This window comes from Sanguibacter hominis ATCC BAA-789 (assembly GCF_012396185.1).
Taxonomy (GTDB): Bacteria; Actinomycetota; Actinomycetes; order Actinomycetales; family Cellulomonadaceae; genus Flavimobilis; species Flavimobilis hominis.
In genome coordinates, this window is the sequence record NZ_JAAXOW010000003.1 from 26,098 (window position 1) to 50,788 (window position 24,691).

24 protein-coding genes are annotated in these 24,691 nt (G+C 69.7%); 19 read left to right on the forward strand and 5 right to left on the reverse strand.

The genetic code is table 11. The annotated features are described in order from the left end of the window. Positions 1 to 7: 7 nt before the first annotated feature. The 17 genes from csrA (at position 8) to HF995_RS09945 (ending at position 17,062) form a co-directional block, all read left to right on the forward strand. The gene (gene csrA / locus HF995_RS09865; protein WP_098458489.1) at positions 8 to 265 is read left to right on the forward strand and encodes a carbon storage regulator CsrA; all 258 of its coding nucleotides are present in this window, start codon (positions 8 to 10) and stop codon (positions 263 to 265) included. Positions 266 to 397: 132 nt separating this feature from the next. After that, positions 398 to 2,800 (forward strand): chemotaxis protein CheA, encoded by a 2,403-nt coding sequence (locus tag HF995_RS09870; RefSeq protein WP_168447653.1) that lies wholly within the window; start codon positions 398 to 400, stop codon positions 2,798 to 2,800. Beyond that, the gene (locus HF995_RS09875; protein ID WP_168447654.1) at positions 2,800 to 3,234 is read left to right on the forward strand and encodes a chemotaxis protein CheW; all 435 of its coding nucleotides are present in this window, start codon (positions 2,800 to 2,802) and stop codon (positions 3,232 to 3,234) included. The genes HF995_RS09870 and HF995_RS09875 overlap by 1 nt, the downstream gene beginning before the upstream one ends. Before the next feature lie 14 nt (positions 3,235 to 3,248). Continuing rightward, positions 3,249 to 4,493 (forward strand): methyl-accepting chemotaxis protein, encoded by a 1,245-nt coding sequence (locus HF995_RS09880; protein ID WP_168447655.1) that lies wholly within the window; start codon positions 3,249 to 3,251, stop codon positions 4,491 to 4,493. 289 nt (positions 4,494 to 4,782) lie between these two features. Further along, positions 4,783 to 5,838, forward strand: a complete 1,056-nt coding sequence (locus HF995_RS09885; protein WP_286189512.1) for a substrate-binding domain-containing protein — start codon at positions 4,783 to 4,785, stop codon at positions 5,836 to 5,838. Beyond that, positions 5,835 to 7,484, forward strand: a complete 1,650-nt coding sequence (locus HF995_RS09890; RefSeq protein ID WP_286189513.1) for a methyl-accepting chemotaxis protein — start codon at positions 5,835 to 5,837, stop codon at positions 7,482 to 7,484. The genes HF995_RS09885 and HF995_RS09890 overlap by 4 nt, the downstream gene beginning before the upstream one ends. Before the next feature lie 127 nt (positions 7,485 to 7,611). Continuing rightward, positions 7,612 to 8,721, forward strand: coding sequence for a protein-glutamate methylesterase/protein-glutamine glutaminase (locus HF995_RS09895; protein WP_210727387.1), 1,110 nt, complete (start codon positions 7,612 to 7,614; stop codon positions 8,719 to 8,721). Next, positions 8,718 to 9,539 carry a CheR family methyltransferase gene (locus HF995_RS09900; RefSeq protein WP_168447657.1) on the forward strand — a complete coding sequence of 274 codons (822 nt, stop codon included), beginning with the start codon at positions 8,718 to 8,720 and terminating at the stop codon, positions 9,537 to 9,539. Before HF995_RS09895 ends, HF995_RS09900 begins: the two co-directional genes overlap by 4 nt. Further along, positions 9,536 to 9,919, forward strand: a complete 384-nt coding sequence (locus HF995_RS09905) for a response regulator (protein WP_168447658.1) — start codon at positions 9,536 to 9,538, stop codon at positions 9,917 to 9,919. The genes HF995_RS09900 and HF995_RS09905 overlap by 4 nt, the downstream gene beginning before the upstream one ends. After that, the gene (locus HF995_RS09910) at positions 9,916 to 10,389 is read left to right on the forward strand and encodes a chemotaxis protein CheX (RefSeq protein WP_168447659.1); all 474 of its coding nucleotides are present in this window, start codon (positions 9,916 to 9,918) and stop codon (positions 10,387 to 10,389) included. The genes HF995_RS09905 and HF995_RS09910 overlap by 4 nt, the downstream gene beginning before the upstream one ends. 11 nt (positions 10,390 to 10,400) lie before the next feature. Continuing rightward, positions 10,401 to 10,769: a response regulator gene (locus HF995_RS09915; protein WP_210727388.1), complete on the forward strand. Its 369-nt coding sequence runs from the start codon at positions 10,401 to 10,403 to the stop codon at positions 10,767 to 10,769. Beyond that, on the forward strand, positions 10,766 to 11,251 hold the full coding sequence (locus HF995_RS09920) for a hypothetical protein (protein ID WP_168447660.1): 486 nt from the start codon (positions 10,766 to 10,768) through the stop codon (positions 11,249 to 11,251). The genes HF995_RS09915 and HF995_RS09920 overlap by 4 nt, the downstream gene beginning before the upstream one ends. A 106-nt stretch (positions 11,252 to 11,357) precedes the next feature. Next, positions 11,358 to 12,821: an NCS2 family permease gene (locus HF995_RS09925; protein WP_168447661.1), complete on the forward strand. Its 1,464-nt coding sequence runs from the start codon at positions 11,358 to 11,360 to the stop codon at positions 12,819 to 12,821. 83 nt (positions 12,822 to 12,904) lie between these two features. Further along, positions 12,905 to 14,095, forward strand: coding sequence for a mannose-6-phosphate isomerase, class I (manA, locus tag HF995_RS09930; protein ID WP_168447662.1), 1,191 nt, complete (start codon positions 12,905 to 12,907; stop codon positions 14,093 to 14,095). Between the two features lie 81 nt (positions 14,096 to 14,176). Continuing rightward, a complete protein-coding gene (locus HF995_RS09935; RefSeq protein WP_286189516.1) occupies positions 14,177 to 15,217 on the forward strand; it encodes an LCP family protein in 1,041 nt (346 codons plus the stop codon). A gap of 58 nt (positions 15,218 to 15,275) precedes the next feature. Beyond that, complete coding sequence (locus HF995_RS09940; RefSeq protein ID WP_168447663.1) at positions 15,276 to 15,731, forward strand: MarR family winged helix-turn-helix transcriptional regulator; 456 nt, start codon at positions 15,276 to 15,278, stop codon at positions 15,729 to 15,731. After that, on the forward strand, positions 15,728 to 17,062 hold the full coding sequence (locus tag HF995_RS09945; protein ID WP_168447664.1) for an MFS transporter: 1,335 nt from the start codon (positions 15,728 to 15,730) through the stop codon (positions 17,060 to 17,062). The genes HF995_RS09940 and HF995_RS09945 overlap by 4 nt, the downstream gene beginning before the upstream one ends. 156 nt (positions 17,063 to 17,218) lie before the next feature. Here the strand turns inward: HF995_RS09945 and HF995_RS09950 are convergent, their stop codons facing one another. The 4 genes from HF995_RS09950 to HF995_RS09965 form a co-directional block, all read right to left on the reverse strand. Next, the gene (locus tag HF995_RS09950; protein ID WP_168447665.1) at positions 17,219 to 18,385 is read right to left on the reverse strand and encodes a nucleotide sugar dehydrogenase; all 1,167 of its coding nucleotides are present in this window, start codon (positions 18,383 to 18,385) and stop codon (positions 17,219 to 17,221) included. Positions 18,386 to 18,466: 81 nt separating this feature from the next. Then, positions 18,467 to 19,339, reverse strand: a complete 873-nt coding sequence (rfbA, locus tag HF995_RS09955) for a glucose-1-phosphate thymidylyltransferase RfbA (protein ID WP_168447666.1) — start codon at positions 19,337 to 19,339, stop codon at positions 18,467 to 18,469. A gap of 57 nt (positions 19,340 to 19,396) precedes the next feature. Continuing rightward, the gene (locus HF995_RS09960; protein WP_168447667.1) at positions 19,397 to 20,350 is read right to left on the reverse strand and encodes an NAD-dependent epimerase/dehydratase family protein; all 954 of its coding nucleotides are present in this window, start codon (positions 20,348 to 20,350) and stop codon (positions 19,397 to 19,399) included. Then, entirely contained in the window at positions 20,351 to 21,361 is a 1,011-nt protein-coding gene (locus HF995_RS09965; protein WP_168447668.1) for a glycosyltransferase, read from the reverse strand. It abuts the gene before it with no gap. A 272-nt stretch (positions 21,362 to 21,633) separates the two neighbouring features. On the opposite strand from HF995_RS09965, the gene HF995_RS09970 reads away from it, so the two are divergent. Together HF995_RS09970 and HF995_RS09975 are read left to right on the forward strand one after the other, a co-directional pair. Beyond that, positions 21,634 to 22,146 (forward strand): GtrA family protein, encoded by a 513-nt coding sequence (locus HF995_RS09970; protein WP_168447669.1) that lies wholly within the window; start codon positions 21,634 to 21,636, stop codon positions 22,144 to 22,146. Then, on the forward strand, positions 22,143 to 23,003 hold the full coding sequence (locus HF995_RS09975; protein ID WP_168447670.1) for a glycosyltransferase family 2 protein: 861 nt from the start codon (positions 22,143 to 22,145) through the stop codon (positions 23,001 to 23,003). Before HF995_RS09970 ends, HF995_RS09975 begins: the two co-directional genes overlap by 4 nt. Before the next feature lie 8 nt (positions 23,004 to 23,011). On the opposite strand, the gene HF995_RS09980 is transcribed toward HF995_RS09975, so the two are convergent. Next, positions 23,012 to 24,691 (reverse strand): ArnT family glycosyltransferase, encoded by a 1,680-nt coding sequence (locus HF995_RS09980; RefSeq protein WP_168447671.1) that lies wholly within the window; start codon positions 24,689 to 24,691, stop codon positions 23,012 to 23,014.

The following is a 24,691-nucleotide window of genomic DNA, read 5'->3' on the forward strand; positions in this document are numbered from 1 at the left end:
TCCAAGAATGCTGGTGCTGAGCAGGAAGGTCGGGGAGCGGTTGCTCATCGGCGACGACATCGTCGTCACGATCCTCGACTCCCGGGGCGACGGGGTGCGTATCGGCATCGATGCGCCCCGCTCCCTCAAGGTGCACCGCGCCGAGGTCATCGAGGCCGTCACGGCGGCCAACAAGGAGGCGCTCGCCGCCCCGGCGGTCAGCGAGGACCAGGTCCTCGACCTGCTGCCGCCCGCGCCTCGCCCGGCGACGCCGCCGCAGGACTGACCGCTCGCGCGTCGTCGCCCGCGTCGCCCAGATCACCGCGGTTCCCGCAGGTTCGCGACTCATCTTTCTCACGTGCCGTCCGATAGGTCGGCTGTCGGGCACCAAGCCCGCCATGACGTGAGAAGGAGTGCCATGGACGGCGTCGACGAGATCGTGCGCGAGTTCCTCATCGAGAGCTACGAGAACCTGGACCAGCTCGACCAGGACCTCATCGCCCTCGAGTCGAACCCCGGCTCACGCGAGCTGCTCAGCTCCATCTTCCGCACGATCCACACGATCAAGGGCACGAGCGGGTTCCTCGCGTTCCACAAGCTCGAGTCGGTGACGCACGTCGGTGAGGGCCTCCTCGTCGAGCTGCGTGACGGCAAGCGCGAGATGGACCAGCCGACGACCGACGTGCTCCTCCTCATGGTGGACACGGTCCGCGCGATCCTCGCGCAGATCGACGCCGACGGTTCCGAGACGGGCGTCGAGACCGACGCCGTCGTCGCGCGGATCCAGGGCATGCTCGACGCCGGTCCCGGCGCGAAGCCCGCCGCCGCAGCCCCCGTGGAGGAGCCGGCCGCCGAGGAGCCCGCGCCCGCCGAGGCGTCGGCGCAGGACACGGACGACGACGAGGACGACGAGCCCGAGGCCGTCGCGGAGCCCTTCGAGGTCCCTGCGCCCGTCGAGGATCCCGCGCCGAAGCCGGCTGTCGGCGCCCGCAAGGTCGTCCCCCGCGGCGCACGCGCCGCGACCGCGACCGCCACGGAAGCCCCCGTCACGGGAGCGCCCGTGACCCCTGCCGGCAACAAGCAGGTCGGGCGCACGAGCGAGAGCGCACCTCAGCGCGGCTCGACCGCCGAGACCTCCATCCGCGTCGACGTCGACCTGCTCGACGAGCTGATGCGTCAGGTCGGCGAGCTCGTCCTCGTGCGCAACCAGATCGCCCAGATCACCGGTCTCGACGCGAACCCCGAGCTGACGCGCTCCTCGCAGCGCCTCTCGCTCATCGCGACGGAGCTGCAGGAGGGCGTCATGAAGACGCGCATGCAGCCCATCGACCACGTGTGGAACAAGATGCCGCGCGTCGTCCGTGACCTCGCGGCGGCGCTCAAGAAGAGCGTCGACCTCGAGATGATCGGCGGAGAGACCGAGCTCGACCGCTCGCTCCTCGAGTCCGTCAAGGACCCGCTGACGCACCTCGTGCGCAACGCCGTCGACCACGGCATCGAGGACCCTGCCGGCCGCGCGGCCGCGGGCAAGCCCGAGAACGGTGTCCTGACGCTGCGTGCGTACCACGCGGGCGGCCAGGTCATCGTCGAGGTGCGTGACGACGGCAAGGGCATCAACCCCGAGACCGTCGCCGCCAAGGCGCTCGAGCGTGGCCTCAAGACCGTCGAGCAGCTCGACGCGATGAGCATCAACGAGATCCAGTCGCTCGTCTTCCTCCCCGGGTTCTCGACGGCGTCGGCCGTCACGAACGTGTCGGGGCGTGGCGTCGGCATGGATGTCGTCCGCTCGAACATCGAGGCGATCGGTGGTCAGGTCGAGGTCGAGTCCGAGGTCGGGGCGGGCACCGTCTGGCGCCTGCGCATCCCGCTCACGCTCGCCATCATGCCCGCGCTCACCGTCGCGTCGGGCACCGAGATCTATGCGATCCCGCAGGTCAACCTGCTCGAGCTCGTCGCGCTCGACACCGAGCGCACCGCCGAGGCGATCGAGCACGTCGGCAACTCGGAGGTCTACCGCCTGCGCGGGGACCTGCTCCCGCTCGTGCGCCTGACCGACGTGCTGCGCTCCCCGTCGAAGGCGGACGGCTCGATGGTCATCGCCGTCCTGCGCGCCGACAACCAGCGCTTCGGTCTCGTCGTCGACCGCGTCATGAACAACGAGGAGATCGTCGTCAAGCCGCTCGCCTCGCAGCTCAAGACCGTCGGCACGTACGCCGGGGCGACCCTGATGGGTGACGGCCGCGTGGCCCTCATCCTCGACGTCCAGGCGATCGCGCGCCGCAGCCTCGCAGGTGACTCCGCCGAGATCGCGGTCGCGCGCGACCGTGTCGAGGCGGTGTCCGCCGGCGCCGACGGCCAGGACCTCCTCATCGTGGCGATCGACGACGCCCGCCGGGCAGCGGTCCCGCTCTCCGCGGTCACGCGGCTCGAGCAGATCGACGCGCAGCGCATCGAGCAGCTCGGCAACCGCGAGGTGCTGCAGTACCGCGGCGAGATCCTCCCGGTCGTCCGGCTCGACTCGATCCTGGGCGGCTCGGGCATCTCGCGCGAGGGGCTCCTCGACGTGGTGGTGTTCAGCCGCGGCCAGCGCTCTGTCGCCCTCGTGGTCGGAGAGATCCTCGAGATCGTCAACGACCGTGGTGCGGAGCGCCGTCCTGCGGACTCGTACGGGCTCGAGCAGCTCGTCGTGCTCGCGGGCAAGGTCACCGAGCTGGTCGACCTGCCGCTCGTCCTGCAGACGGGCGACCCCGAGTACTTCAACGACGTCGTCGTCGAGCCTGACGGCGCGTCCCTCCTCGAGGCACGGACGGTGAACGCCTGATGGCTACCCAGCACGTCACTTTCATGATCGACGGCGCCACGTACGGCGTTCCCGTCATGCACGTCCAGGAGACCCTGGGCCACCAGGCGCACACGCACGTGCCGCTCGCCCCGAAGGGCGTCGCAGGTCTCGTGAACCTGCGCGGGCAGGTGGTACTCACGGTCGACCTGCGCCCGCTCCTCCGGCTCGACCCCCTGCCTGAGGGCAGCGAGCCGATGATGGTCGTCGTCGAGGTGGACGGGGAGGCCGTGGCGCTCCTCGTCGACACCGTCGGGGAGGTGCTCGAGGTGGACGACGCCCAGTTCGAGCCGGTGCCCGACACGCTCGACCCCGCCGTCCGCGACCTCGTGGTCGGCGTCTACAAGCTCGAGCGCACCCTGCTGCTCGCCCTGGACATCAGGGCTGCGGCGACGCTCAAGGAACAGAAGTCCTGAGGAGAAGAGTCACCATGAGCACTGGCTCGCACATCACCGCCACCAGGCCGACGGTCGCCCGTACGTCGTCCCCCGCCGCCCACGGCAACGCGGAGCGCAGCGACGTCGCCGCTGCTCCCGTCAAGCTGAGCAGCATCCGCAAGCAGTTCGTCGCCATGCTGGTGGGGTCGATGACCCTCGCCGTCGTCGTGACGGGCGTGAGCGTCTACTACCTGCTCCAGGCCGACAGCCAGACGGGCATCATCGTCGTGGTCGCGGTCGCCGTCGTCTGCGGGCTCGCCCAGTGGGTCCAGGCGACGCGCACGGCGGGCGGGCTGCGCCGGTCGGTCGCAGGCCTGCGCGGGGCGCTCGGCGCCGTCGCGCAGGGCGACTTCACGGTCCCCGCTCCCGTCTACCGGCTCGACGAGCTGGGTCAGGCCGCCCAGGACCTCAACGCCGCCCGTGAGTCGCTCGCGCGGCTCATCGCGAACGTCGAGGCGCAGACGGAGACGCTCGGCGGCTCCGTGTCGTCCCTGACGGGGAGCGCCACCGCGGTCACGTCGGGCGTCCAGGAGACGTCGGCACAGGCAGGCGTCGTCGCCGCTGCGGCCGAGCAGGTCTCGCGCAACGTCGAGGCTGCTGCGGCCGGTGCTGAGGAGATGGGTGCGTCGATCCGTGAGATCGCGCAGAACGCCTCCGAGGCCGCCCGGGTTGCGCAGCAGGCGACGACCGTCGCGGCCACGACGACCGAGACCGTGTCCCGCCTAGGCGAGTCGAGCCAGGAGATCGGTGCGGTCGTCCGCGCGATCACGGGTGTCGCCGAGCAGACGAACCTCCTCGCGCTCAACGCGACGATCGAGGCCGCCCGCGCCGGCGAGGCAGGCAAGGGCTTCGCCGTCGTCGCCTCCGAGGTCAAGGACCTCGCCCAGGAGACGGCGCGTGCGACCGAGGACATCGCCCGCAAGGTCGAGGCGATCCAGAACGACACGGCCCAGGCTGTCGCGGCCATCGAGGAGATCTCCGGGATCATCGCGTCGATCAACGACTACCAGCTCACGATCGCGTCCGCGGTCGAGGAGCAGACGGCGACGACGAACGAGATGTCGCGCTCCGTCGCCGAGGCGGCGACCGGCTCGACCGAGATCGCGACGAACATCATCGGCGTCGCGACGACGGCGAGCGCTGCGGACGCGGCCGCTCAGGAGACCGGGGCGATCGTCGCGTCGCTCGGGGACCTCACGAACGCGCTGCGTCGCGAGGTCGAGCACTTCAAGCGCTGACACGAGCTGCGCCAGAGGCGCGGGCCGTCCCGGAGGGGTCGGCCCGCGCCTCTGTCGTCTGCCCCCGCGCCCGCGCCAGGACGCCCGCCCGGCGGACGCGCACGAGCGTGCCAGGCACCTCCCTCTCGCGGTGCGGGTCACGCGGGAACGGCTCATTTTCGGGGATCCCACGCCGATGAGAATGGTGGGACGTCTGTCCCACGCTTTCGAGGAAGACCCGTGGCCTCGACCGGGTCTCGACGAGGAGAACAGCGCGATGCGATCTGCACGGACAGCTGCAGCGGCCTTCATGATCGCTGCGGTAGCGATGACTGCGGCCGGTTGTGCGGCCGGCCAGGGGGACGACTCGTCCCTCGTCGGCGTGGCGATGCCGACGACCACCCTCTTGCGGTGGGTCGACGACGGTGAGGACGTCCAGGAGCAGCTCGAGAACCTCGGCTACGAGGTCGACCTGCGGTATGCCGAGAACGAGGTCGCCACCCAGGTCCAGCAGGTCGGCGACATGATCGACGCCGGCGTCGACCTCCTGATCATCGGCGCGATCGACGGTACGGCGCTCAAGGACCAGCTCGCGCGGGCCGCGAGCGCGGACATCCCCGTCGTCTCCTACGACCGTCTGATCCGTGACACCCCCGACATCGCGTACTACGCGACGTTCGACAACCTCTCGGTCGGAGTCATGCAGGGGCACAGCCTCGCCCGCGGTCTCGGGCTCGAGGATGCGGACGGCAACAAGATCGAGGGCGCGGGCCCCTTCTCGGTCGAGCTGTTCGCAGGCTCGCCCGACGACAACAACGCCACCGTGTTCTACGAGGGGGCGATGAGCGTGCTCGACCCCTACATCGCTGCGGGTGACCTCGTCGTCACCTCCGGTGAGAAGGACTTCGCGACGATCGCGACCGAGGGGTGGGACTCCGCGAAGAGCAACGAGCGGATGACGAAGCTGCTCTCGACGCACTACTCGGGCGGCGAGCGGCCCGACGGCGTACTCGCACCGAACGACGGCGTCGCGATCTCGGTGCTCGAGGCGATCAAGTCCCACGGCGCGCCAGCAGGCGTCGTCGTGACCGGCCAGGACGCGGAGCTCGCCTCGGTCAAGTCCATCGTCGCCGGTGAGCAGACCAGCACCATCTACAAGAACACCCAGCTCCTCGCCGAGGTCGCCGTGTCGATGGGGCACGCGCTCCTCACGGGCCGTGAGCCGGAGACGAACGACATGACGAGCTACGACAACGGGGTGAAGGTCGTCCCGACGATGCTGCTCACCCCCCAGCTGGTCACCCAGGACAACCTTGAGCGCGTGCTCGTCGAGTCGGGCGCGTTCACCGCGGAGGAGATCCGATGAGCACCGTCAGCGAACCCACCATGGCGCCCGACGGCGTCGAGCCTGGAGGCCGTCGCGTGCGGCTGGCCTGGTTCTGGGACCGTCCGGTCGGCGTGAAGTTCGGCGTCGTCATGGGTGTCCTCGCGGTCGTGTTCGGCATCGTCGGCGGGCTGGGTGCCTTTGCGCTCCAGCGCGCGGGCAGCGACATGGAGGAGATCAACCTGCTGTCGGGCGAGCTGCAGAAGGGCTTCGGCGACCTGCGCACCGCGCAGGACCGCAGCCACCTGCACATCCGTCGCGCCGCGCTCGCGCAGTCGTCGGAGGAGCGTCAGCAGATCTTGACGTCGACGGACTGGAACGACCGTGAGGTCGCCCGCCTCATCGGCGTGCTGGACGGGTACGAGCAGTCGCAGACGCAGCAGTGGGAGGACTTCAAGACCCGCTGGGCGGATTGGACGTCCTATCGCGACGCGACGGTGCGCCCGCTCGTGGAGAAGGGCGACGCGCAGGCCGCTGCGACGGCGCTGACCGCGGACGCGGCCGGCGACCCGGACCGTGCGGGCCGTGCGCTCGAGCTCGCTCAGGGCTCGGTGGAGTTCCGCGTCGGCGAGGTCATGCAGGCGGCGAGCAACCGGATCAGCCTGACGATCGTCGCGCTGCTGACGGGCTTCGTCGTCGGTGCGATCGTGTCAGGTGCGCTCGCGGTCGTGGTGACGCGCCGGATCACGCGGGACATCCGCGAGATCGACGCCTCGGTCGAGGCGCTCGCGCAGGGCGACCTGACGCGCACGGTGTCGGTCAGCTCGAACGACGAGCTGGGTCGCATGGCCCGGTCGTATGACGTCGCGCAGCGGCACCTTCGTGAGGTCGTGACGTCGGTGATCGTCGAGTCCGACGGCGTGACGGACGCGGTCTCGCACCTCACAGCAGCGTCGACGCAGGTCGCCGCGGGCGCGGAGGAGACGTCTGCGCAGGCGGGCGTCGTCGCTGCGGCCGCGGAGCAGGTGTCGCGCAACGTCCAGGCGACGGCGGCCGGCTCCGAGGAGATGGGCTCGTCGATCCGGGAGATCTCGCAGAACACGAGCCAGGCCGCCCAGTTCGCGACGACCGCGGTCGCCATGTCGAACGAGGCGTCGCGCACGGTCGGCGAGCTGGGTGAGTCGAGCCAGGAGATCGGTTCGGTCGTCAAGCTCATCACGTCGATCGCGGAGCAGACGAACCTGCTCGCGCTCAACGCGACGATCGAGGCGGCTCGCGCCGGCGACGCAGGCAAGGGCTTCGCCGTCGTCGCGAGCGAGGTCAAGGACCTCGCGGGCGAGTCGGCACGTGCTGCCGAGGACGTCGCACGTCGCATCGCCCAGGTGCAGACGCAGACGCAGTCGGCGGTCGCCGCGATCAGCGAGATCGTCACGATCATCGACTCGATCAGCGACTACCAGATGACGATCGCGTCGGCGGTCGAGGAGCAGACGGCGACGACGAACGAGATGGCGCGCGCGGTCACCGAGGCCGCTGCGGGCTCGGGCGAGATCGCCGCGAACATCACGGGCGTCGCGACGGCGGCCGAGCAGTCGGCTGCCGCGGTCTCGGACATGTCGACGACCGTGTCGGACCTCGCGACGATCTCGCAGCGTCTGCGCAGCCACGCGCACACCTTCTCGGTGTGACCCTCAGCGTGGCCGTCGTGCGGCCGATAGGGGTCATGACGATGCGTCGTCTCTCGCGCACGCAGGGCGGGCCAGCACGGCCCGCCCCAGGACTCCCGGGCGACCGGAACGACAGGAGGAACGTCTGATGGCGATCAGGGTTCTCGTGGTCGACGACTCGGTCGTCATCCGTCGGCTCGTCGTCCAGGCGCTCGAGAGCGACCCGGGCATCGAGGTCGCGGGAACGGCGGCGAACGGCCAGCTCGCGCAGAGTAAGTTCGAGCAGCTGCGGCCGGACGTCATCACGATGGACGTCGAGATGCCGATCATGAACGGCGTCGAGGCGGTCCGTGCGCTGCGCGCGAAGGGCGTCCGCGTCCCGATCATCATGTTCTCGACGCTGACGGCGCGCGGTGCGACGGCGACGCTCGACGCGCTCGCCGCCGGGGCGACGGACTACGTCACCAAGCCCGCGAACGTCGGTTCGGTCCAGGAGAGCCTCAAGCAGGTCGCGGAGCAGCTCGGCCCGAAGATCCGGGCGCTCGCTCCGCGGTCGCTGCGCAGCTCGCTGCCCGCCGCACGGCGGGGCGCCCCGGCAGGGACGCCCGAGCCGGTCGTCCGCAAGGCCGTGACGCTGCCGAAGGCGCCGACGCACCCGGTGCGTGCGGTCGTCGTCGGCTCGTCGACCGGAGGGCCCGAAGCCCTGTCACGGCTCGTGTCCGGCCTGCAGAAGCCGCTGCCGGTGCCGATGTTCGTCGTGCAGCACATGCCGCCGGTGTTCACCGCGCAGCTCGCCGCGCGGCTGGACCGCATGGGACCCTCGACGGTCGTCGAGGCGACCGACGGGATGGTGCCGCGCGCGGGGACGATCTACATCGCCCCGGGCGACTGGCACATGGTCCTCGCCGGGCGGTCGGCGAACACGCACGTCAAGCTCCACCAGGAGCCGCCCGTGAACTTCTGCCGCCCGAGCGTCGACGTGATGTTCCAGTCGGTGCTCGCGTGCTACGGCAAGGACATCCTCGGCGTCGTGCTCACGGGCATGGGGTCGGACGGCAAGGTCGCCTCGGGCGAGATCGTCCAGGCCGGCGGCACCGTCATCTCGCAGGACGAGCAGACATCGGTCGTGTGGGGCATGCCGGGAGCCGTCGCCGCCGCAGGCGCGACGCACCGGATCCTGCCGATCGACGAGATCGCCCAGGCGATCACCGCGCGCGTGACCCGCGCAGACCAGTTCATCGAAGGGAGGACGGCATGACGCTCACATCCGAGAGCTTTTCGTTCGTCGCCGACCTCGTGCGGCGCAGGAGCGCCATCAGCCTTGCCCCGGGCAAGGAGTACCTGGTGGAGTCGCGGCTGCTGCCGCTGGCCCGTCGGACGGGCAAGTCGGTCGACCAGTACATCGCCGAGCTGCGCAGGCGGACGGACATCGACGAGCAGGAGCTCGTCGTCGAGGCCATGACGACCAACGAGACGTCGTGGTTCCGTGACATGCAACCGTTCACGGCGCTCACGAACCACATCGTCCCGAGCCTCCTCGAGGGTCGGGTGCTGCCCACCCTGAGGATCTGGTCGGCGGCGTGCTCGACGGGCCAGGAACCGTACTCGATCGCGCTCACGCTCGACGAGTGCCTGCCGCCCTCCGTGCGCGCCGAGATCACCGCGACCGACCTCTCGACCGAGGTGCTCGAGAAGGCGCGGTCCGGCTCCTACACCCAGCTCGAGGTGAACCGGGGCCTCCCGGCGAAGCACCTCGTGCAGCACTTCACCCGTGCGGGCGCGCAGTGGGAGATCAGCAAGGAGCTCCGCTCCCGCGTGCGGTTCATCAAGCACAACCTGCTCGACGCCCCGCCGACCGGCGGACCGTTCGACATCGTCTTCCTCCGCAACGTCCTCATCTACTTCGAGCTGCCCGTCAAGCAGGACATCCTGCGACGGCTGCGCAGCGTCGTCCGTCCCGGCGGCTACCTGGTCCTCGGCGCAGCCGAGACCACGGTCGGCGTGGACGACACGTGGCAACGCATTCAGGTCGACCGAAGCTCCATCTACCGCCTGGGAACAGGGAGAGACTCATGAAGGCCCTTGTCATCGACGACTCGCGCACCATGCGCCGGATCGTCTCCTCCGTGCTCCGAGGGATCGGGTACGAGGCGATCGAAGCAGGTGACGGCCAGGAAGCTCTCGACGCTCTCCAGGCGAACGACGGCGTCGTCCTGTGCTGCATCGACTGGAACATGCCCGTCATGGACGGCCTGACGTTCGTCACGAAGGTGCGCGAGCGCGCCGAGTGGCGCGACATCACGCTCATGATGGTGACGACCGAGGGGGAGCACGGGCAGATCGTCCGTGCGCTCGCGGCCGGCGCGCACGAGTACCTGATCAAACCGTTCACCCCGGACGCGCTCCGGGACAAGCTGGAGCTGCTCGGGCTGCTCCCCGTCCAGGAGGTCCGATGAGCGCCCTCGACACCACCCTGATCGCTGACCCTGCACAGATCCTGGGCGTGGCCCAGGACGTCTTCGCCGCGCTGATCGACGACGGCGAGGTCCTCGTCCACGAGGGTGTCGTCCCCGAGTCGTTCGACGTCCCGGTGACGGCGTGGGTCGACATGCTGCGTGCGGACTCGCACCACGGCGTGCGTACGATGGTCCGGGCGGAGGAGGCGGACGCCCACCTCGTCGTTCGTGCCCTGCTGCGCATGGAGCCTGACGAGGTGGTGGGCGAGGAGGACCTCGTCGACGCGTTCGGTGAGATCGCGAACGTCGTCGGCGGCAACCTGAAGTCGCTGCTGCCCGAGCACGCCGAGCTGACGCTGCCGACCGTGGCCGCGGAGCCCCCGGTGCTCGGACGCGAGATGATGGTGGCGCAGACTCCGCTCGAGTGGCGTGGTTCGTGCTTCGTCATCTCGCTGTGGATGCTGGTCTGAGAGGAAGAACCATGGAGCTGAACGTTCTCGTCGCTGACGACAGCCGCGTCATGCGGCAGATCGTCATCCGTACGCTGCGCCAGGCCGGGTACGACGACTGGCAGATCAGCCAGGCGGCGGACGGCCAGGAGGCGCTCGAGATGGCGCTCGCCGAGCAGCCGGACCTGATCCTGTCCGACTGGAACATGCCGCGCATGAGCGGCATCCAGCTGCTGCAGGCGCTGCGCGCCCAGGGCAGCGACATCCCGCTGGGGTTCGTGACGTCGGAGGGGTCTGTCGAGATGCGCGAGCAGGCGGACGCGGAAGGGGCGCTGTTCCTGGTGTCCAAGCCGTTCACGCCTGAGGCGTTCCGCGACGCGATCGACCCGCTGCTCGCATGAACGGCACCCCGCTCCCCGCAGCGCTCGAGGTGCGTGAGCTCCTCGAGGGTCTCGTCGGTCGTGACTTCGACACCAAGACGGGCGGCCCGATGGTCGACCCGGCCAAGGGTGCGTGCGTGGCCGAGTACGTCGACGACCAGATGCAGCTCGCCGCGGTCATCGCCGCGGACCTCGGTCTCGCGTCGGCGGCTGGCTCGGCGATCGGCCTGATCCCGGCGAAGGAGGTCGAGGCGTCCGTCCGGTACAAGGAGATGTCTGCGGCCCAGATCGAGAACTTCTCCGAGATCCTCAACGTGATGGCGTCGCTCTTCAACGCGGACGGCGCCCCGCACCTGCGCCTGACGAACGTCACGCCTCCTGGCCAGGCCCTCGCGGCCGACGCGCAGAAGCTCCTCATGGCGTACGTCCCGCGGCTCGACGTCACGATGGAGATCCCGGGCTACGGCGGGGGCGCGCTGTCCGTCGTCGTCGCGCCGGACTGATCCGCCCCGATCTCCCCCGGGCCGCCGCGGCGGCCCGGGGGAGATCGTGCGTTCATCAGGTGGGAGAGCGGCGCATGACCTTGCGCGCGCGTGGGAATATGCGCCCATGACTTCCTCCCCCTCCACGTCGACGGCGCCGAGGGGTGCTGTCGACCGCTTCTTCAAGATCTCCGAGCGTGGCTCGACGATCGCGGCCGAGGTCCGTGGCGGCCTCGTCACCTTCTTCGCGATGGCGTACATCGTGGCCCTCAACCCCCTGATCATCGGCACGACCCAGGACGGCACGGGCCAGTTCCTCGGCGGCGGTGCAGCCCCGGACCTCGCGAAGGTCGCGGCGGTCACGGCGCTCGCTGCAGGCGTCCTGACGATCCTCATGGGTCTGCTCGCCAACTTCCCGATGGCTCTCGCTGCGGGCCTCGGGCTCAACGCCGTCGTCGCGTTCCAGATCGCGGCCATGCCCGAGATGACCTGGGCCGACGCGATGGGTGTGGTCGTGCTCGAGGGTCTCGTGATCCTGGTCCTCGTCCTCACCGGCTTCCGCACAGCGGTGTTCAGGGCGGTGCCGCGCACCCTGAAGGTCGCGATCTCGGTCGGCATCGGCCTGTTCATCACGCTCATCGGCCTCGTCAACGCGGGCTTCGTGCGCAAGGCCCCGAGCGGCGTCGCCCTCGAGCTCGGCATCGGCGGGTCCCTGCAGACGTGGCCGGTCTTCGTGTTCGTCGTCGGTCTCGTGATCGCGATCGTGCTCACGATCCGTGGTGTGCGCGGTGCGCTGCTCATCGCGATCGCTGCGGGCACGGCCCTCGCGTTCGTCATCGAGGCGGTCGCGAACCTGGGCCCGGCCGTCGAGAACCCGAAGGGCTGGAACCTTAACGTGCCGGGCCTCGACGGCTCGCCCGTCGCGGTGCCGGACTTCTCGCTGCTCGGGCAGTTCTCACTGCTGGGCTCGTTCGGCAAGCTCGGCATCGTCGCGGTGCTGCTCCTGGTGTTCTCCCTCCTGCTCGCGGACTTCTTCGACACGATGGGCACGATGGTCGCCGTCGGCTCAGAGGCGAAGCTGCTCGATGCCGAGGGCAACCCGCCGAGGTCGACGCAGATCCTCGTCGTGGACTCGATCGCCGCGGCAGTCGGCGGCATGGCGTCGACGTCGTCGAACACGAGCTACGTCGAGTCGACGTCGGGTGTCGCAGCGGGAGCGCGCACGGGCCTCGCGTCGGTCGTCACGGGCGTGTGCTTCCTGCTCGCGACGTTCCTCGCGCCGCTCGTCCAGCTCATCCCGAACGAGGCGGCCGCGCCCGCGCTCGTGATCGTCGGCTACCTGATGATGACGCAGGTCCTCGACATCGACTGGAAGGCTCCCGACGTCGCGATCCCCGCGTTCCTCACGCTCGCCGTGATGCCGTTCTCCTACTCGATCACTGCGGGGATCGGCGTGGGCTTCATCGCGCACGTGGTCGTGAAGCTCGCGAAGGGCGAGGTGCGGCGCATCCACCCGCTCATGTGGGTCGCTTCCCTGATGTTCATCGCGTATTTCACGATCGAGCCCCTCAAGGCCCTCCTGGCTGGGTAGTGTCGTCAGCGACGTCCTGCGGCCCCGTACGCTTGAAGCGTGCGGGGCCGTAGTCGTGGACGCCCAGCACGGGGAGGGACTCGATGTACCGCCTGACGAACGCGGTGAAGTACTACGACTGGGGCTCGACGACGGCGATCCCCGGCTTCCTGGGGACGGAGCCCGACGGGCGCCCGGTCGCCGAGGTCTGGATGGGGGCTCACCCGTCGGGGCCGTCGTGGGCAGCCGGTCGCAGCCTCCTGGAGATGATCGAGTCGGAGCCAGCCGAGATGCTCGGCGAGCGGGTGGTGGGGGAGCACGGTCCCCGGCTGCCCTTCCTCTTCAAGATCCTCGCCGCGTCCCGGCCGCTGTCGCTGCAGGTGCACCCGAACCGCGCGCAGGCGATCGAGGGGTTCGCGCGCGAGAATGCGGCCGAGGTCCCGCTCGCGATGCGCGAGCGCAGCTTCCACGACGACCAGCACAAGCCGGAGATGCTCCTCGCGCTGACCCGGTTCGAAGGGTTGTGCGGGTTCCGCAGCCCGCGCCGGGTCCTGGAGCTGCTGGAGCCGCTCGGTGGCCCGCTCGCGGAGACGATCCGTACGGCGCTGCTCGCCGACCCGTCGGCCCGCGGCACGCAGGCGGCCTTCGAGGGTGTCCTCGAGGCGCGCGGGAGCGTGGCGCCCTCGGACATCGAGGAGACGGTCAAGGGGTGCGAGGCGCAGCTCGTCACCGGGTTCGGCGACCACCGTGCCTACGGCACCGTGGTCGCGCTCGCGCACTGGTACCCGGGTGACCCGGGTGCCGTCGCGTCTCTCATGCTCAACCGTTTCACGCTCGAGCCGGGGGAGAGCGCGTTCGTGGGGGCTGGAGTCGTGCACGCGTACCTCGCAGGTCTGGGGCTCGAGACGATGGCGAGCTCGGACAACGTGCTGCGTGCTGGCCTGACGCACAAGAAGATCGACGTCGCGGCCCTGCTCGAGTGCACGGTGTACGACGACAGCCCGGTCGTGCGTCCGGTTCCTGTGCCGGGGCGGGGCGGGCAGCCTGCGACGATACGCGCGGAGGCGCGGGAGTTCGCGCTCGCGCTGGCGGCGCCGGCGCGAGCGGGCGGTCCTCAGTACGTGACGCAGGACGGTCCGCGCGTTGCCGTGTGCACGCGAGGCTCGCTCGGGCTGCGCGCGGCCGACGGCTCGGAGCTCGCGCTCACGAAGGGCGAGTCCGTGTTCGTCCCTCACTCGGCGGGGCGTCTCGAGGTGCGCGGCGACGGCGAGGCGGTCGTGGTCTTCGTCCCGTGAGCGGGTGGTCTTCGTCGTCGGCGGTGTGAGGCCGGGGCGATCACGTGCCACGGGTCTGGGGTGTCCACCTACGTTGGACGCATGGTGCGAGGCAGGTGGAGCCGACGGCGGCTGCTGACGGTGATGGCGTTGTCGCTCGCGGGGCTGCTGGTCCTGGGGGCCGGGGTCGTCGCGGGCGGTGTCCTGTGGGCGGACAGCCGCATCGAACGGATCAGCGACCCGTTCGCGGGGCTCGACGACGCTGAGCGTCCGACGGTCGCCCCCGAGGTGGCGCAGGGCGACGGCACTCCGCTCAACTTCCTCGTGCTCGGCTCGGACTCCCGCATCTCCGCGGGCGTCCCTGAGGACTGGGAGGTCGGCGCGCAGCGCACGGACGCGATCATGGTCGTGCACGTCGCAGCGGACCGTCGTGACGTGACCGTCGTCGGCATCCCGCGCGACTCGTGGGTGCCGATCCCGGGCCATGGCGAGGCCAAGATCAACGCTGCGTACTCGTGGGGCGGGCCTGCGCTGATGATCCGCACGGTCGAGCAGCTGCTCGACGTGCGGATCGACCACTTCGCGGTCGCGGACTTCGAGTCGTTCAAGGACCTGACCGATGCGCTCGGTGGGGTCCAGGTGTCCGTCCCCGAGGACACGTACTCGAAGGGCGAGCTCGTCGTGAAGGCGGGGGAGCAGCGGCTCGACGGCGAGCAGGCGCTCGCCTACACCAGGCAGCGGTACGGGCTGCCCGGCGGCGACCTCGACCGGATGCGGCGCCAGCAGGCGTGGATGCGGTCGATCGTCCAGGAGACCGCGACGACCGGGACCCTCTCGAACCCGGTGCGGCTCGCCAACCTCGTCGAGATCATCACCGGTGCCGTCGCGGTCGACGACAGCCTGGACCGGGACGCGCTCCTGTCGCTCGCGACGAGCCTGCGGCACCTGCGGGGTGACGACGTCGAGCTCTTGACGGTCCCGCTCGCGGGGTTCGGCTGGAGCCCCGACGGGAAGCAGTCGATCGTCGAGCTGGACCACGGCGGGCTCGAGCTGCTCGCCGAGACGATCGCCGACGACACGGTCGACGACTACGTCCGCGACAACGCGGAGGAGCTCAACGTGCTGGACGACGTCGTCCGGTAGTGACCCAGACCCCCCTATCTTTACCTCAGGTAATGAACTAAGGTAACGATCTGTGGGGATGGACGACGAGTGCAGCAAGCCGAAGCGACGCGGGACCTCGCAGGCCTCGCTCGGACGTGACCTCGCGGCCGCCCTCACGAAGGTCAACCGCCGCATGCGCGCCGCACGGGGCGAGCAGTCGCTCTCCGAGGGGCAGCTCGGCGTCCTGACCGCGCTCGACCGGCACGGGTCGATGTCGCCGGGCGCGCTCGCCGAGCACGAGCACGTGCGCCCGCCGGCGATGACCCGCACCGTCGCGCACCTCACCGAGATGGGGTTCGTGGCGAAGGTCGACCACCCGACCGACCGTCGCCAGGTGCTCGTCGAGCTCAACGACGCGGGCCGCGCGGTGATCGCCGAGGTGCGTCGTCGTCGCGACCAGTGGTTGACCCAGCAGCTCGGTGCACTGACCTCGGAAGAGCGAGCCCTCCTCGCAGACGCTACGAAACTGATGACACGGATCGCCAACGCATGAGCCAGACCTTCGCCTCCCTCAAGTTCTTCAACTACCGCGTGTGGTTCGTCGCCGCACTCATCGCCAACATCGGCACCTGGATGCAGCGTGTCGCCCAGGACTGGCTGGTCCTGACCGACCTCTCGAACAGCTCCGGCGTCGCCGTCGGCGTCGTCACCGCGCTGCAGTTCGCCCCCGCGCTCTTCCTCTCCCCGTGGGCGGGCGTGCTCGCCGACCGGCTCGACAACCGTCGCCTCCTCATGGTCACCCAGGGTGCGCAGGGAGTCCTCGCCCTCGCCCTCGGTGGCCTGGTCCTGAGCGGCCGCGCCGAGCTCTGGCACGTGTACGTCCTCGCGACGCTCCTCGGCGTCGCGACCGCGTTCGACGGACCTGCCCGTCAGACGTTCGTCGCGTCGATGGTGCCGGACTCAGGCTTGCCGAACGCCGTCGCGCTCAACTCGGCGTCGTTCAACGCGGCGCGCATGATCGGCCCCGGCCTCGCCGGCCTGCTCATCGCCGCCGTGGGGGGCACCGGCTGGGTCTTCCTCATCAACGGCGTGTCCTTCGCCGCGACCATCGGCGCCATGATGCTCATGCGTCGCACCGAGCTGCGCCCCCGGCCGCGCATCGAGCGAGCCAAGGGCCAGCTGCGCGCGGGCGTCGCCTACGTGCGGCACCGCTCGGACATCATGGTCATCATGATCGTCGCGGGCGTCGTGTCTGCGCTCGGACTCAACTTCCAGCTCACGTCCGCCCTCATGGCGACGACCGTGTTCGGCAAGGGAGCGGGGGAGTACGGCATCCTCGGCTCGATCCTGGCGATCGGCTCGCTCGGCGGAGCGCTGATGGCGGCGCGGCGCAAGCGTCCGCGCGTGCGCCTCGTGATCGGCGCCGCATTCGCGTTCGGTCTCGCAGCGGGCGCGATGTCCCTCATGCCGACGTACACGACCTTCGCCGTCGCGTCGATCGTCGTCGGCTTCTGCACGCTGACGATGCTCACCTCGGCGAACGCCGCGATCCAGGTCAGCACCGACCCCGCGTTCCGCGGCCGCGTCATGTCTCTCTACATGATGGTGCTCATGGGCTCGACCCCGCTCGGCTCGCCCCTCGTCGGCTGGATCGGGCAGACGTTCGGCGCACGCTGGTCGATCGGCGTCGGCGCGATCGCGTCGCTCGTCGTCGCGGTGGGCGCGCTCCTGTGGACGCGCAAGCACTGGAACTTCGAGCTGCGCTACCGCGTCAGCGGGCGGCCGCACGTGCAGGTGCACTACCTCCCGCCCGTCGACTCACGGGCTGCCGTCCTGCGTTCCGAGGCCACCGAGCAGTCGCGGGATACGGCGACCGCGGCGTAGCTCTGCGCCTGGGCCCGCACCCCGTGGTGGGCTGGGTCGGGGACCTGCGTCGGACCCGCTGGGCTGACGGCGACCGGGTTCTGGAGCAGGGCGAGGGCGTTGTTCGCCGCCCATGCCCTCACCCGGATCACCCGCGTGGACCTCAGAGGCCCGACGCTAGTCCCGCCCGTAGATGTCCCGGGTGTACACCTTGCTCGCGATGTCCGCGAGCTCCTCGGCCTGTCGGTTCGCGACGACGACGTCGGCGCACGCCTTGAACTCTTCCAGGTCTCGGATCACGGGAGAGCCGAAGAACTCGGTGTCCGCAAGGCTCGGCTCGTAGACGACCACCTGGATGCCCTTGGCCTTGATGCGCTTCATGACACCCTGGATCGACGAAGCCCGGAAGTTGTCCGAGCCGGCCTTCATCACCAGGCGGTACATCCCGACGACCTTCGGCTTCCGACGCAGGATGTCGTCGGCGACGAAGTTCTTGCGGGTCGTGTTCGACTCGACGATCGCTGAGATCAGGTTCTGGGGGACGTCGCGGTAGTTCGCGAGCAGCTGCTTGGCATCCTTCGGGAGGCAGTAGCCGCCGTATCCGAACGACGGGTTGTTGTAGTGAGTGCCGATGCGGGGGTCGAGACCGACGCCCTCGATGATCTGTGCCGTGTCGAGTCCGTGCGTCGCGGCGTACGTGTCCAGCTCGTTGAAGTAGGCGACGCGCAGCGCGAGGTACGTGTTGGCGAACAGCTTGATCGCTTCTGCCTCCGTCGAGTCCGTGATGAGCACGGGGACGTGGGGCTCGAGCGCCCCAGCGCGCAGGACCTCGGCGAAGACCTGTCCGCGCGGGGAGCTGTCGCCGACGACGATCCGCGACGGGTGCAGGTTGTCGTGAAGGGCCTGTCCCTCACGCAGGAACTCCGGGGAGAACGCGATCCCGGCATCCGGGTACCGAGCCCGCAGGCCTGCCGTGAAGCCGACCGGCACAGTGGACTTGATCACCACGTACGCGCCCGGGTTCACGCTGAGGACCTGGCTGACGACACTCTCGACCGATGATGTGTCGAAGTAGTTCGTCTCCACGTCGTAGTCGGTAGGTGTCGCGACGATGACGATCTCCGCCGCCGCGTAGGCAGCGTCTGCCTCCGTGGTCGCCGTGATGTTGAGCGGGACGTTGGCGAGGTGATGCTCGATGTCGCGATCCTCGAGAGGCGAGCGCCCCTCGTTGATGGCCGCGACCCTCTCGCCGTCGATGTCGACCGCAGTGACCTCGTGGTGGCGTCCCAGCAACACCGCGAGCGAGAGTCCGACGTAGCCTGTGCCAGCAACTGCGATCTTCATGAGTTCCAGCCTAGAGGATCACGCCGCGACAACCGGGCCACGCCCCGGAACCCAGGGAGTGGTGCGGTGTGGCCCGACCTATCAGTGGCGCTCCTGGTCCAGCAGTCCCAAGAGGTAGCTGCCGTAACCGGACTTGGCGAGGGCGGTACCCCGCTCAGCAAGCTCTTCGTCGGAGAGGAACCCACGGCGCCACGCGATCTCCTCAGGGGCGCCGATCTTGAGCCCTTGGCGGTTCTCGATGGTTCGCACGAAGTCGCCTGCCTCAAGGAGGGAGTCGAATGTGCCGGTGTCGAGCCACGCGGTGCCGCGGGGCAGCACGCCGACCTGGAGACGGCCCTGGCGGAGATACTCCTTGTTGACGTCCGTGATCTCGTACTCGCCTCGCGGTGAGGGTGCGAGCGCCTTGGCGATCTCCACGACGTCGTTGTCGTAGAAGTAGAGGCCGGGCACCGCATACGAGCTTCTCGGGTGCGTGGGCTTCTCTTCGAGGGAGAGCGCGTGCCCTGCATCGTCGAACTCGACGACGCCGTAGGACGAGGCGTCCGCGACGCGGTAGGCGAAGACAGCGCCGCCGTCGACGTCGGCGAAGCGCTGGAGCTGCGACCCGAGACCCGGGCCGTAGAAGATGTTGTCGCCGAGCACGAGCGCGGCCTTCTCTGAGCCGATGAACTGCTCGCCCAGGACGAATGCCTGTGCGAGCCCGTTGGGCTCCGCCTGGACGGTGTACTCGATGGAGATCCCGAACTGTGAGCCGTCACCCAGAAGCCGCTCGAACTGCTCTGCGTCGTGCGGCGTGGTGATCACGAGAACGTCACGGATGCCCGCGAGCAGCAGCGTCGACAGGGGGTAGTAGATCATCGGCTTGTCGTACACCGGCACGAGCTGCTTGCTGACGCCAAGAGTGATGGGGTGCAGTCGAGTGCCGGAGCCGCCGGCCAGGATGATTCCACGCATGGTGACCATGATGCCGCATCGAGGTTGCCCGTGGTCGGATCTGCCCGAGCCTGCGGGTCAGGGCACCTCGGCCAGGTCGCCACGGAGATAGCACGCGAGCACGTCGGCGTACGTGGCACGGATGCCAGCCTCGTGCGTGGTCCGTCGGGCCCCCACGACCTCGTGGGCGTAGCGCGAGACCACGCGGAGGTCCCGGACGTGCGCGGCGGTGTCGACCGGAGGGACATGGAGCTCGCCTGCCCGGCGGTGGCTGATCTGCCGGACGAGCGCCGTCAGTGCGCCGATCGACAGCGCCGACCCGTGGGAGAGGTGCCGCACCCGCGACGAGAGGTCCCCGTCATCTTCCGCGCGTGCGAGGAATGCGGCTGCCAGCTTGGCGGCGTCGTCGACGTAGAGATAGTCGCGGAGCGTGTCGAGGGGAGCGAACACCTGCACCGTCTGGCGTCGGACAGCCTGCAGGCAGAGCTTCGAGACGAGTCCCTGGTTCTTCGTCAGGTCCTGGCCAGGGCCGAACAACGTGCTGATCCTGCCGAGGACGTGGGGAAGGCGACCGGAGAGCGCCGCGGACGTGACCTGCTCGTTGGCCAGCTTGGCCCGCGCGTACGCACTCGTGGGTGCAGGCACAGTCGACTCGTCGTAAGGCCCGAGCCTGTGGCCGGCGTATACCGAGGCCGACGACGCGAGGAAGAACGCGCCGCGGCCGGAGCAAGCCCGCGCCGCGAGCGCACGGACGAGTCCGTCGAGGACGGCCGTCTCGCGCTCGAACAGGCTGGGGTCGGATCCGATGACGCCAGCTCCCGCCGCCCAGAAGATCGACCACCGTCCTCCGTCGGCGGCCGCGAGGAAGCGGTCCAGGTCCTCGCACAGCGTCTGGACGGCAGCAGGCGCGTCGTCCCAAGGCACGCGGGCGCCAGCGAAGAGGCACGTGCCGGCGCTCCCGGCGAGGTGACGATCGAGCGCGCGCCCGAGGAGCCCTGATCGCCCGACCACCCAGACGAGGTGGGTGTCCATTCAGTCCTCCGCAGCCGCCCGCTGGCCGAACCGCTTGGCGGGATCCTCGAGGGTGACGTAGTTCGGACGCCCCATCGACATGCTCGCAGCGAGACCGAGGTACTCGGCGATGATGCCCAGAGAGCCGAGCGTCACGCCACCGATGACGAGGACGCACACGATCACGGACGTCCAGCCGGCGACGTCAGGTGCACCCGTGATGCGGGCTACCACCAACCAGGCCGCGAACAGCAGGCCCCCGACCGCGCACAGGCTCCCGAAGGCCGACACCAGCCGCAGGGGGCGGTTGCCGGAGGACAGGACGAGCCGCCAGAAGTGGGAGACCAGGGAACGGAGCCGGTAGTTGGCCGCTTCCCGGCCCTCGGACCGCATGTTCACGCTGATCGTGGCGACGTCGGTCGTCACCCAGCCGAGCGCGATGTCGAGGTAGACGTTCGGACCCGCGTACGCCGAGACGGCCCGCCCGACATCCCCGGCGATCAGTCGGTACGAGTGGAAGGCAGGCGTGTCTCGGGAGGTCAGGAGCGGCAGGACGAGGCGCTTGGCGATCCAGGACGCGGCGTTGCGCAGCGCGCCGTGCGGCGGCGAGTTGCCGGGTGCCGCATAGACGAGGTTGGCGCGCTCGGCGTACGCGGCGTCGATCAGGAGGGCGATCGCGGCGGGGTCGTGCTGGCCGTCCTCGTCCATCGTGACGATCCAGTCGCCGCCCGAGGCGCCCATCCCCGCGATGGTCGCGGCGTGCTGACCGAAGTTCCGGGAGAGCCATACCGGCCGGACCCACGGCTTCTCGGCGGCGAGCGCGCGGATCACCCGGTCGGAGTCGTCGGGCCCGTGGTCCCACACCAGCAGCACCTCGTGGATGACGAACTCGCGCCCGGCGGGCGTCACCTGCGCGCTGCGCAGGCCCTCGAGCTCGGCGATCAGGGGTGGGAGCGTGGCCGCCCCCCGGTAGACGGGGATCACGACGCTGACAGACACGGGCGACGGAGCGGGACGCTGCGTGCTGGCCAAGGCACCCTCCACTGGTTGGTCGCCCCTGGGCGATCGATCGGCTGACGTCGACCTCCGGACCCAGCTCTTGGACCGTCGCGAAGTCACGCGACAGCACCGGTGCGCCCGAGCGACGGTCCCATGCTAGCCGTGCCGGGGCAGCGTCGATGGACGAGAGGCGTCAGCGGCGACCTCGTCGCGGCTACAGTTGATCTGCTCAGGGCGGCCCTGGGTGATGCCTGCCCCGGCGTCTGTCGACGGTCACCGACCGGTCAAGAACGTGAGGCGTGAACGTGATCCGACCAGTCCGCGGCACAGGCCGCACCCGGGCGGTCCGTGCGATCCTCGCCGACCGGCGCGTCGCCTACGTGATCGTCGGAGGGCTCAACACCCTGCTCGGCACGGCCTGGTTCGTCGCGTTCCAGCTGCTGTTCCAGGCGCTGGACGTCGGTCGCTTCGACTACATGGCCGCCCTGGTCTGCGCCCAGGCGGCTTCCATCATGACGTCGTTCCTGGCGCAGCGGTACTTCGTCTTCAAGGTCCGCGGGCACTTCTGGGCAGACCTCGCGCGCTTCGCCACCGTCAGCATGACTGCCTTCGGGGTGAACCTCGCCCTGCTACCGATCTGCGTGGAGCTCCTCGGGTGGCCGAAGATCCCCGCGCAGCTCGCGGTCACGGCGATCATCGCCGTCGCGACGTACATCGCCCACCGGGACTTCTCGTTCCGGCGGCCTGGCACGGCCCCGAGCCCGGGCGATGACGTCCGCACCGATACGGGGCGCACCGACACGGAGGCACTCTCATGAACCCGCGCGTCTCGATCGTGGTACCGGCATACAACAACGGGGCCGTGATCGCCGAGACCTTGTCATCGATCCTCGCGCAGACCTGGCAGGACCTCGACATCGTCGTCGCCGACCATGCCTCCACGGACGACACCCTCAGCGTCATCCAGCGGTTCGCAGCCACGGACGAGCGCATCCGGGTGTTCTCCACCCCAGCGGGGGGCGGTGCCCTGCGGAACTGGAACCGCGTGACAGAGCTTGCGCAGGGCGAGCTGATCAAGCTCGTCTGCGGCGACGACGTGCTGTATCCCACCATCGTGGAGGAGCAGGTCGCCGAGTTCGACAAGGCGTCCGCCGAGGGGCGCCCGGTAGTTCTCGTCGCCTCGCAGCGGGACCTGATCGACACGACAGGCAGCACCTTCGTCCGTGCGCGCGGCCTGGGTGCCCTCGACGGCCGCACCGACGGCAAGGTCGCGCTGAGGGCCACGGTGCGCGCGGGTGGGAATCTCTTCGGGGAGCCCGCCTGCGTGCTTCTGCGCCGCGAGACCCTCGTCGCTGCCGGAGGCTGGCACGACCTCCGCTACTACCTCGATCTCGGGGGATACGCGGGAGTGCTGGCGGCTGGCGACATGATCGCGCTCCGGCGTCCCCTCGCCGCGTTCCGCGTGGGCGGTGGACAGTGGTCCGTCAGGCTCGCCGGACAGCAGGCAGCCGACGCTGCCCGGTTCCACCGCATCGCCCAAGGGCTCGCGCCAGACGTCATCACCGACACAGACGTGCGGATGGGTGACTGGCGCGCGAAGATCCTCGCTCTCCAGCGCCGCGCCGCCTACGGCTTCCTGAGTGCACGGGCGGGACTGCGGTCGAGCGCACGCTGACCGAGCGGTCAGCGTCGCGCAGGATCCGGTATCTCGTACAGCACGATCGTCGGGCCTGCCGTCACGTCGCCGGCCACGCCGCGAGCGACATGCCGGAGCTGCCGCACCACGTTCAACGGCTCGAGAGGGGTGACGGCGGCGTCGATGTTCGAGGAGCTCCAGCGGCGGACCTCGACGAACTGCTCGTCAAGCTGCTCGTAGAACTCCTGCTCGCGCGCGTAGCGCGCCTCCCGCAGATAGCGCCCGTACATCCCGCTGCTCGTCACGACGTACCGTGCCCGTGGCGCGCGCTCGTCGTCGGCGCTGACCCGCAACCTCCCATCGACCGTCTCGAAGCTGTCGAAGATCGGCCACGGTGCTCCCGGGAGCAAGGGCGTGTAGCCCTCGTAGACCGTGTTGTCCTGGGTGATCCCGTTCGCCTCGAAGTACTTGAGAGCCTCGGCACGGTTGTCGGGCGCTGTGAATCCCACGAGGGCAGCGGCCGACGTCGCGATCTGGTTCGCGAGCACGATGCCGACCACCGTCGCGGCAACCGGAGCCGCGACGCGCCGGAGCCTCGCTGCGCGGAGCGCATCGGCGAGGTGGGCCATGCCGACCGGGGCGAGCAGGAGCACCGTCGTGTACATCGGGAGTCCCCAGCGGTTCCAGTGCAGCGTCAGCACGCTGATCCCGAGCCACATGACGACACCAATGAGGTAGGGGAGCGCGATCAGCACACGTTGCGTGACCAAGCACCATGCGCCGAGCAGCGCGAGCAGGGTCATGAGCACTCCGAAGTACTGGAAGCCGTCGTCGGCGTAGAAGCCGAGGTTGCCGAAGAACCCGAGTCCGTCCGCACCGAGGTGTCCCGTGGAGTTCTGGCCCACGAGCTGTTCGCGAACGGCGGTGAAGTTCGTGAACAGGACGGGCGACAGCACGAAGACGCAGACGAGGAACGCCACCGGTGCCACGAGCAGATGAGCGACGGTGCGGCGTCCTGCGTGGTCGCGCAGGCCGGCGACGATGACGCACGCCGCGACGATGACGCCCGCGAGCGCGCCCGGGTACTTCGCGATGAACCCGACCGCCACTGCCGCGCACGCTGAGAGAAGCCACACCCAGCGCGGGCTCTCCATGTATCGCATGCACGCGTACACCACGATGAGCCCTGCTAGCACGAGCGGGACGTCTGGGGTGGCGTAGTGGCTGTTGCTGATCAACGGGGGGAAGAACGCGATCGTGGCGGCTGTCAGGACGCCGATGCGCGGCGACAGACGCCGACCGATCATCATCCCGAGCGGGATGCACAGGATGCCCAGCACCGCGATGACCGCTCGGGCGATCAGGTAGAAGGGCGCCTGATCGTCCGCGTAGACCAGCTCGGGCGGGGCTCCGTGGACGAGATACCCGTACAACATGTATGCGAAGTACGTCAGCTGGATCTCGAGGTGGTCGGGGCGCGAGAACGCCGCAGGCTCGAAGGAGTTGCGTTCAGCCATGTCGATCGCGCCGCGGACGACGACCCACTCGTCCGGGTGGAGCTGCAGGGGCAGGCCCCAGCCGAGGCCGACGAGCCGCAGGACGGATCCGCCAGCGAGGACGATCACGAACCAGAACCAAGGGTTGAGCGTGAACCGAGGCAGCCGGGAGCGGATACGGGCACTCGCGGGAGCGTCCGTGGCGTCCCGTCGTCCCGTGGTGATCGGCAC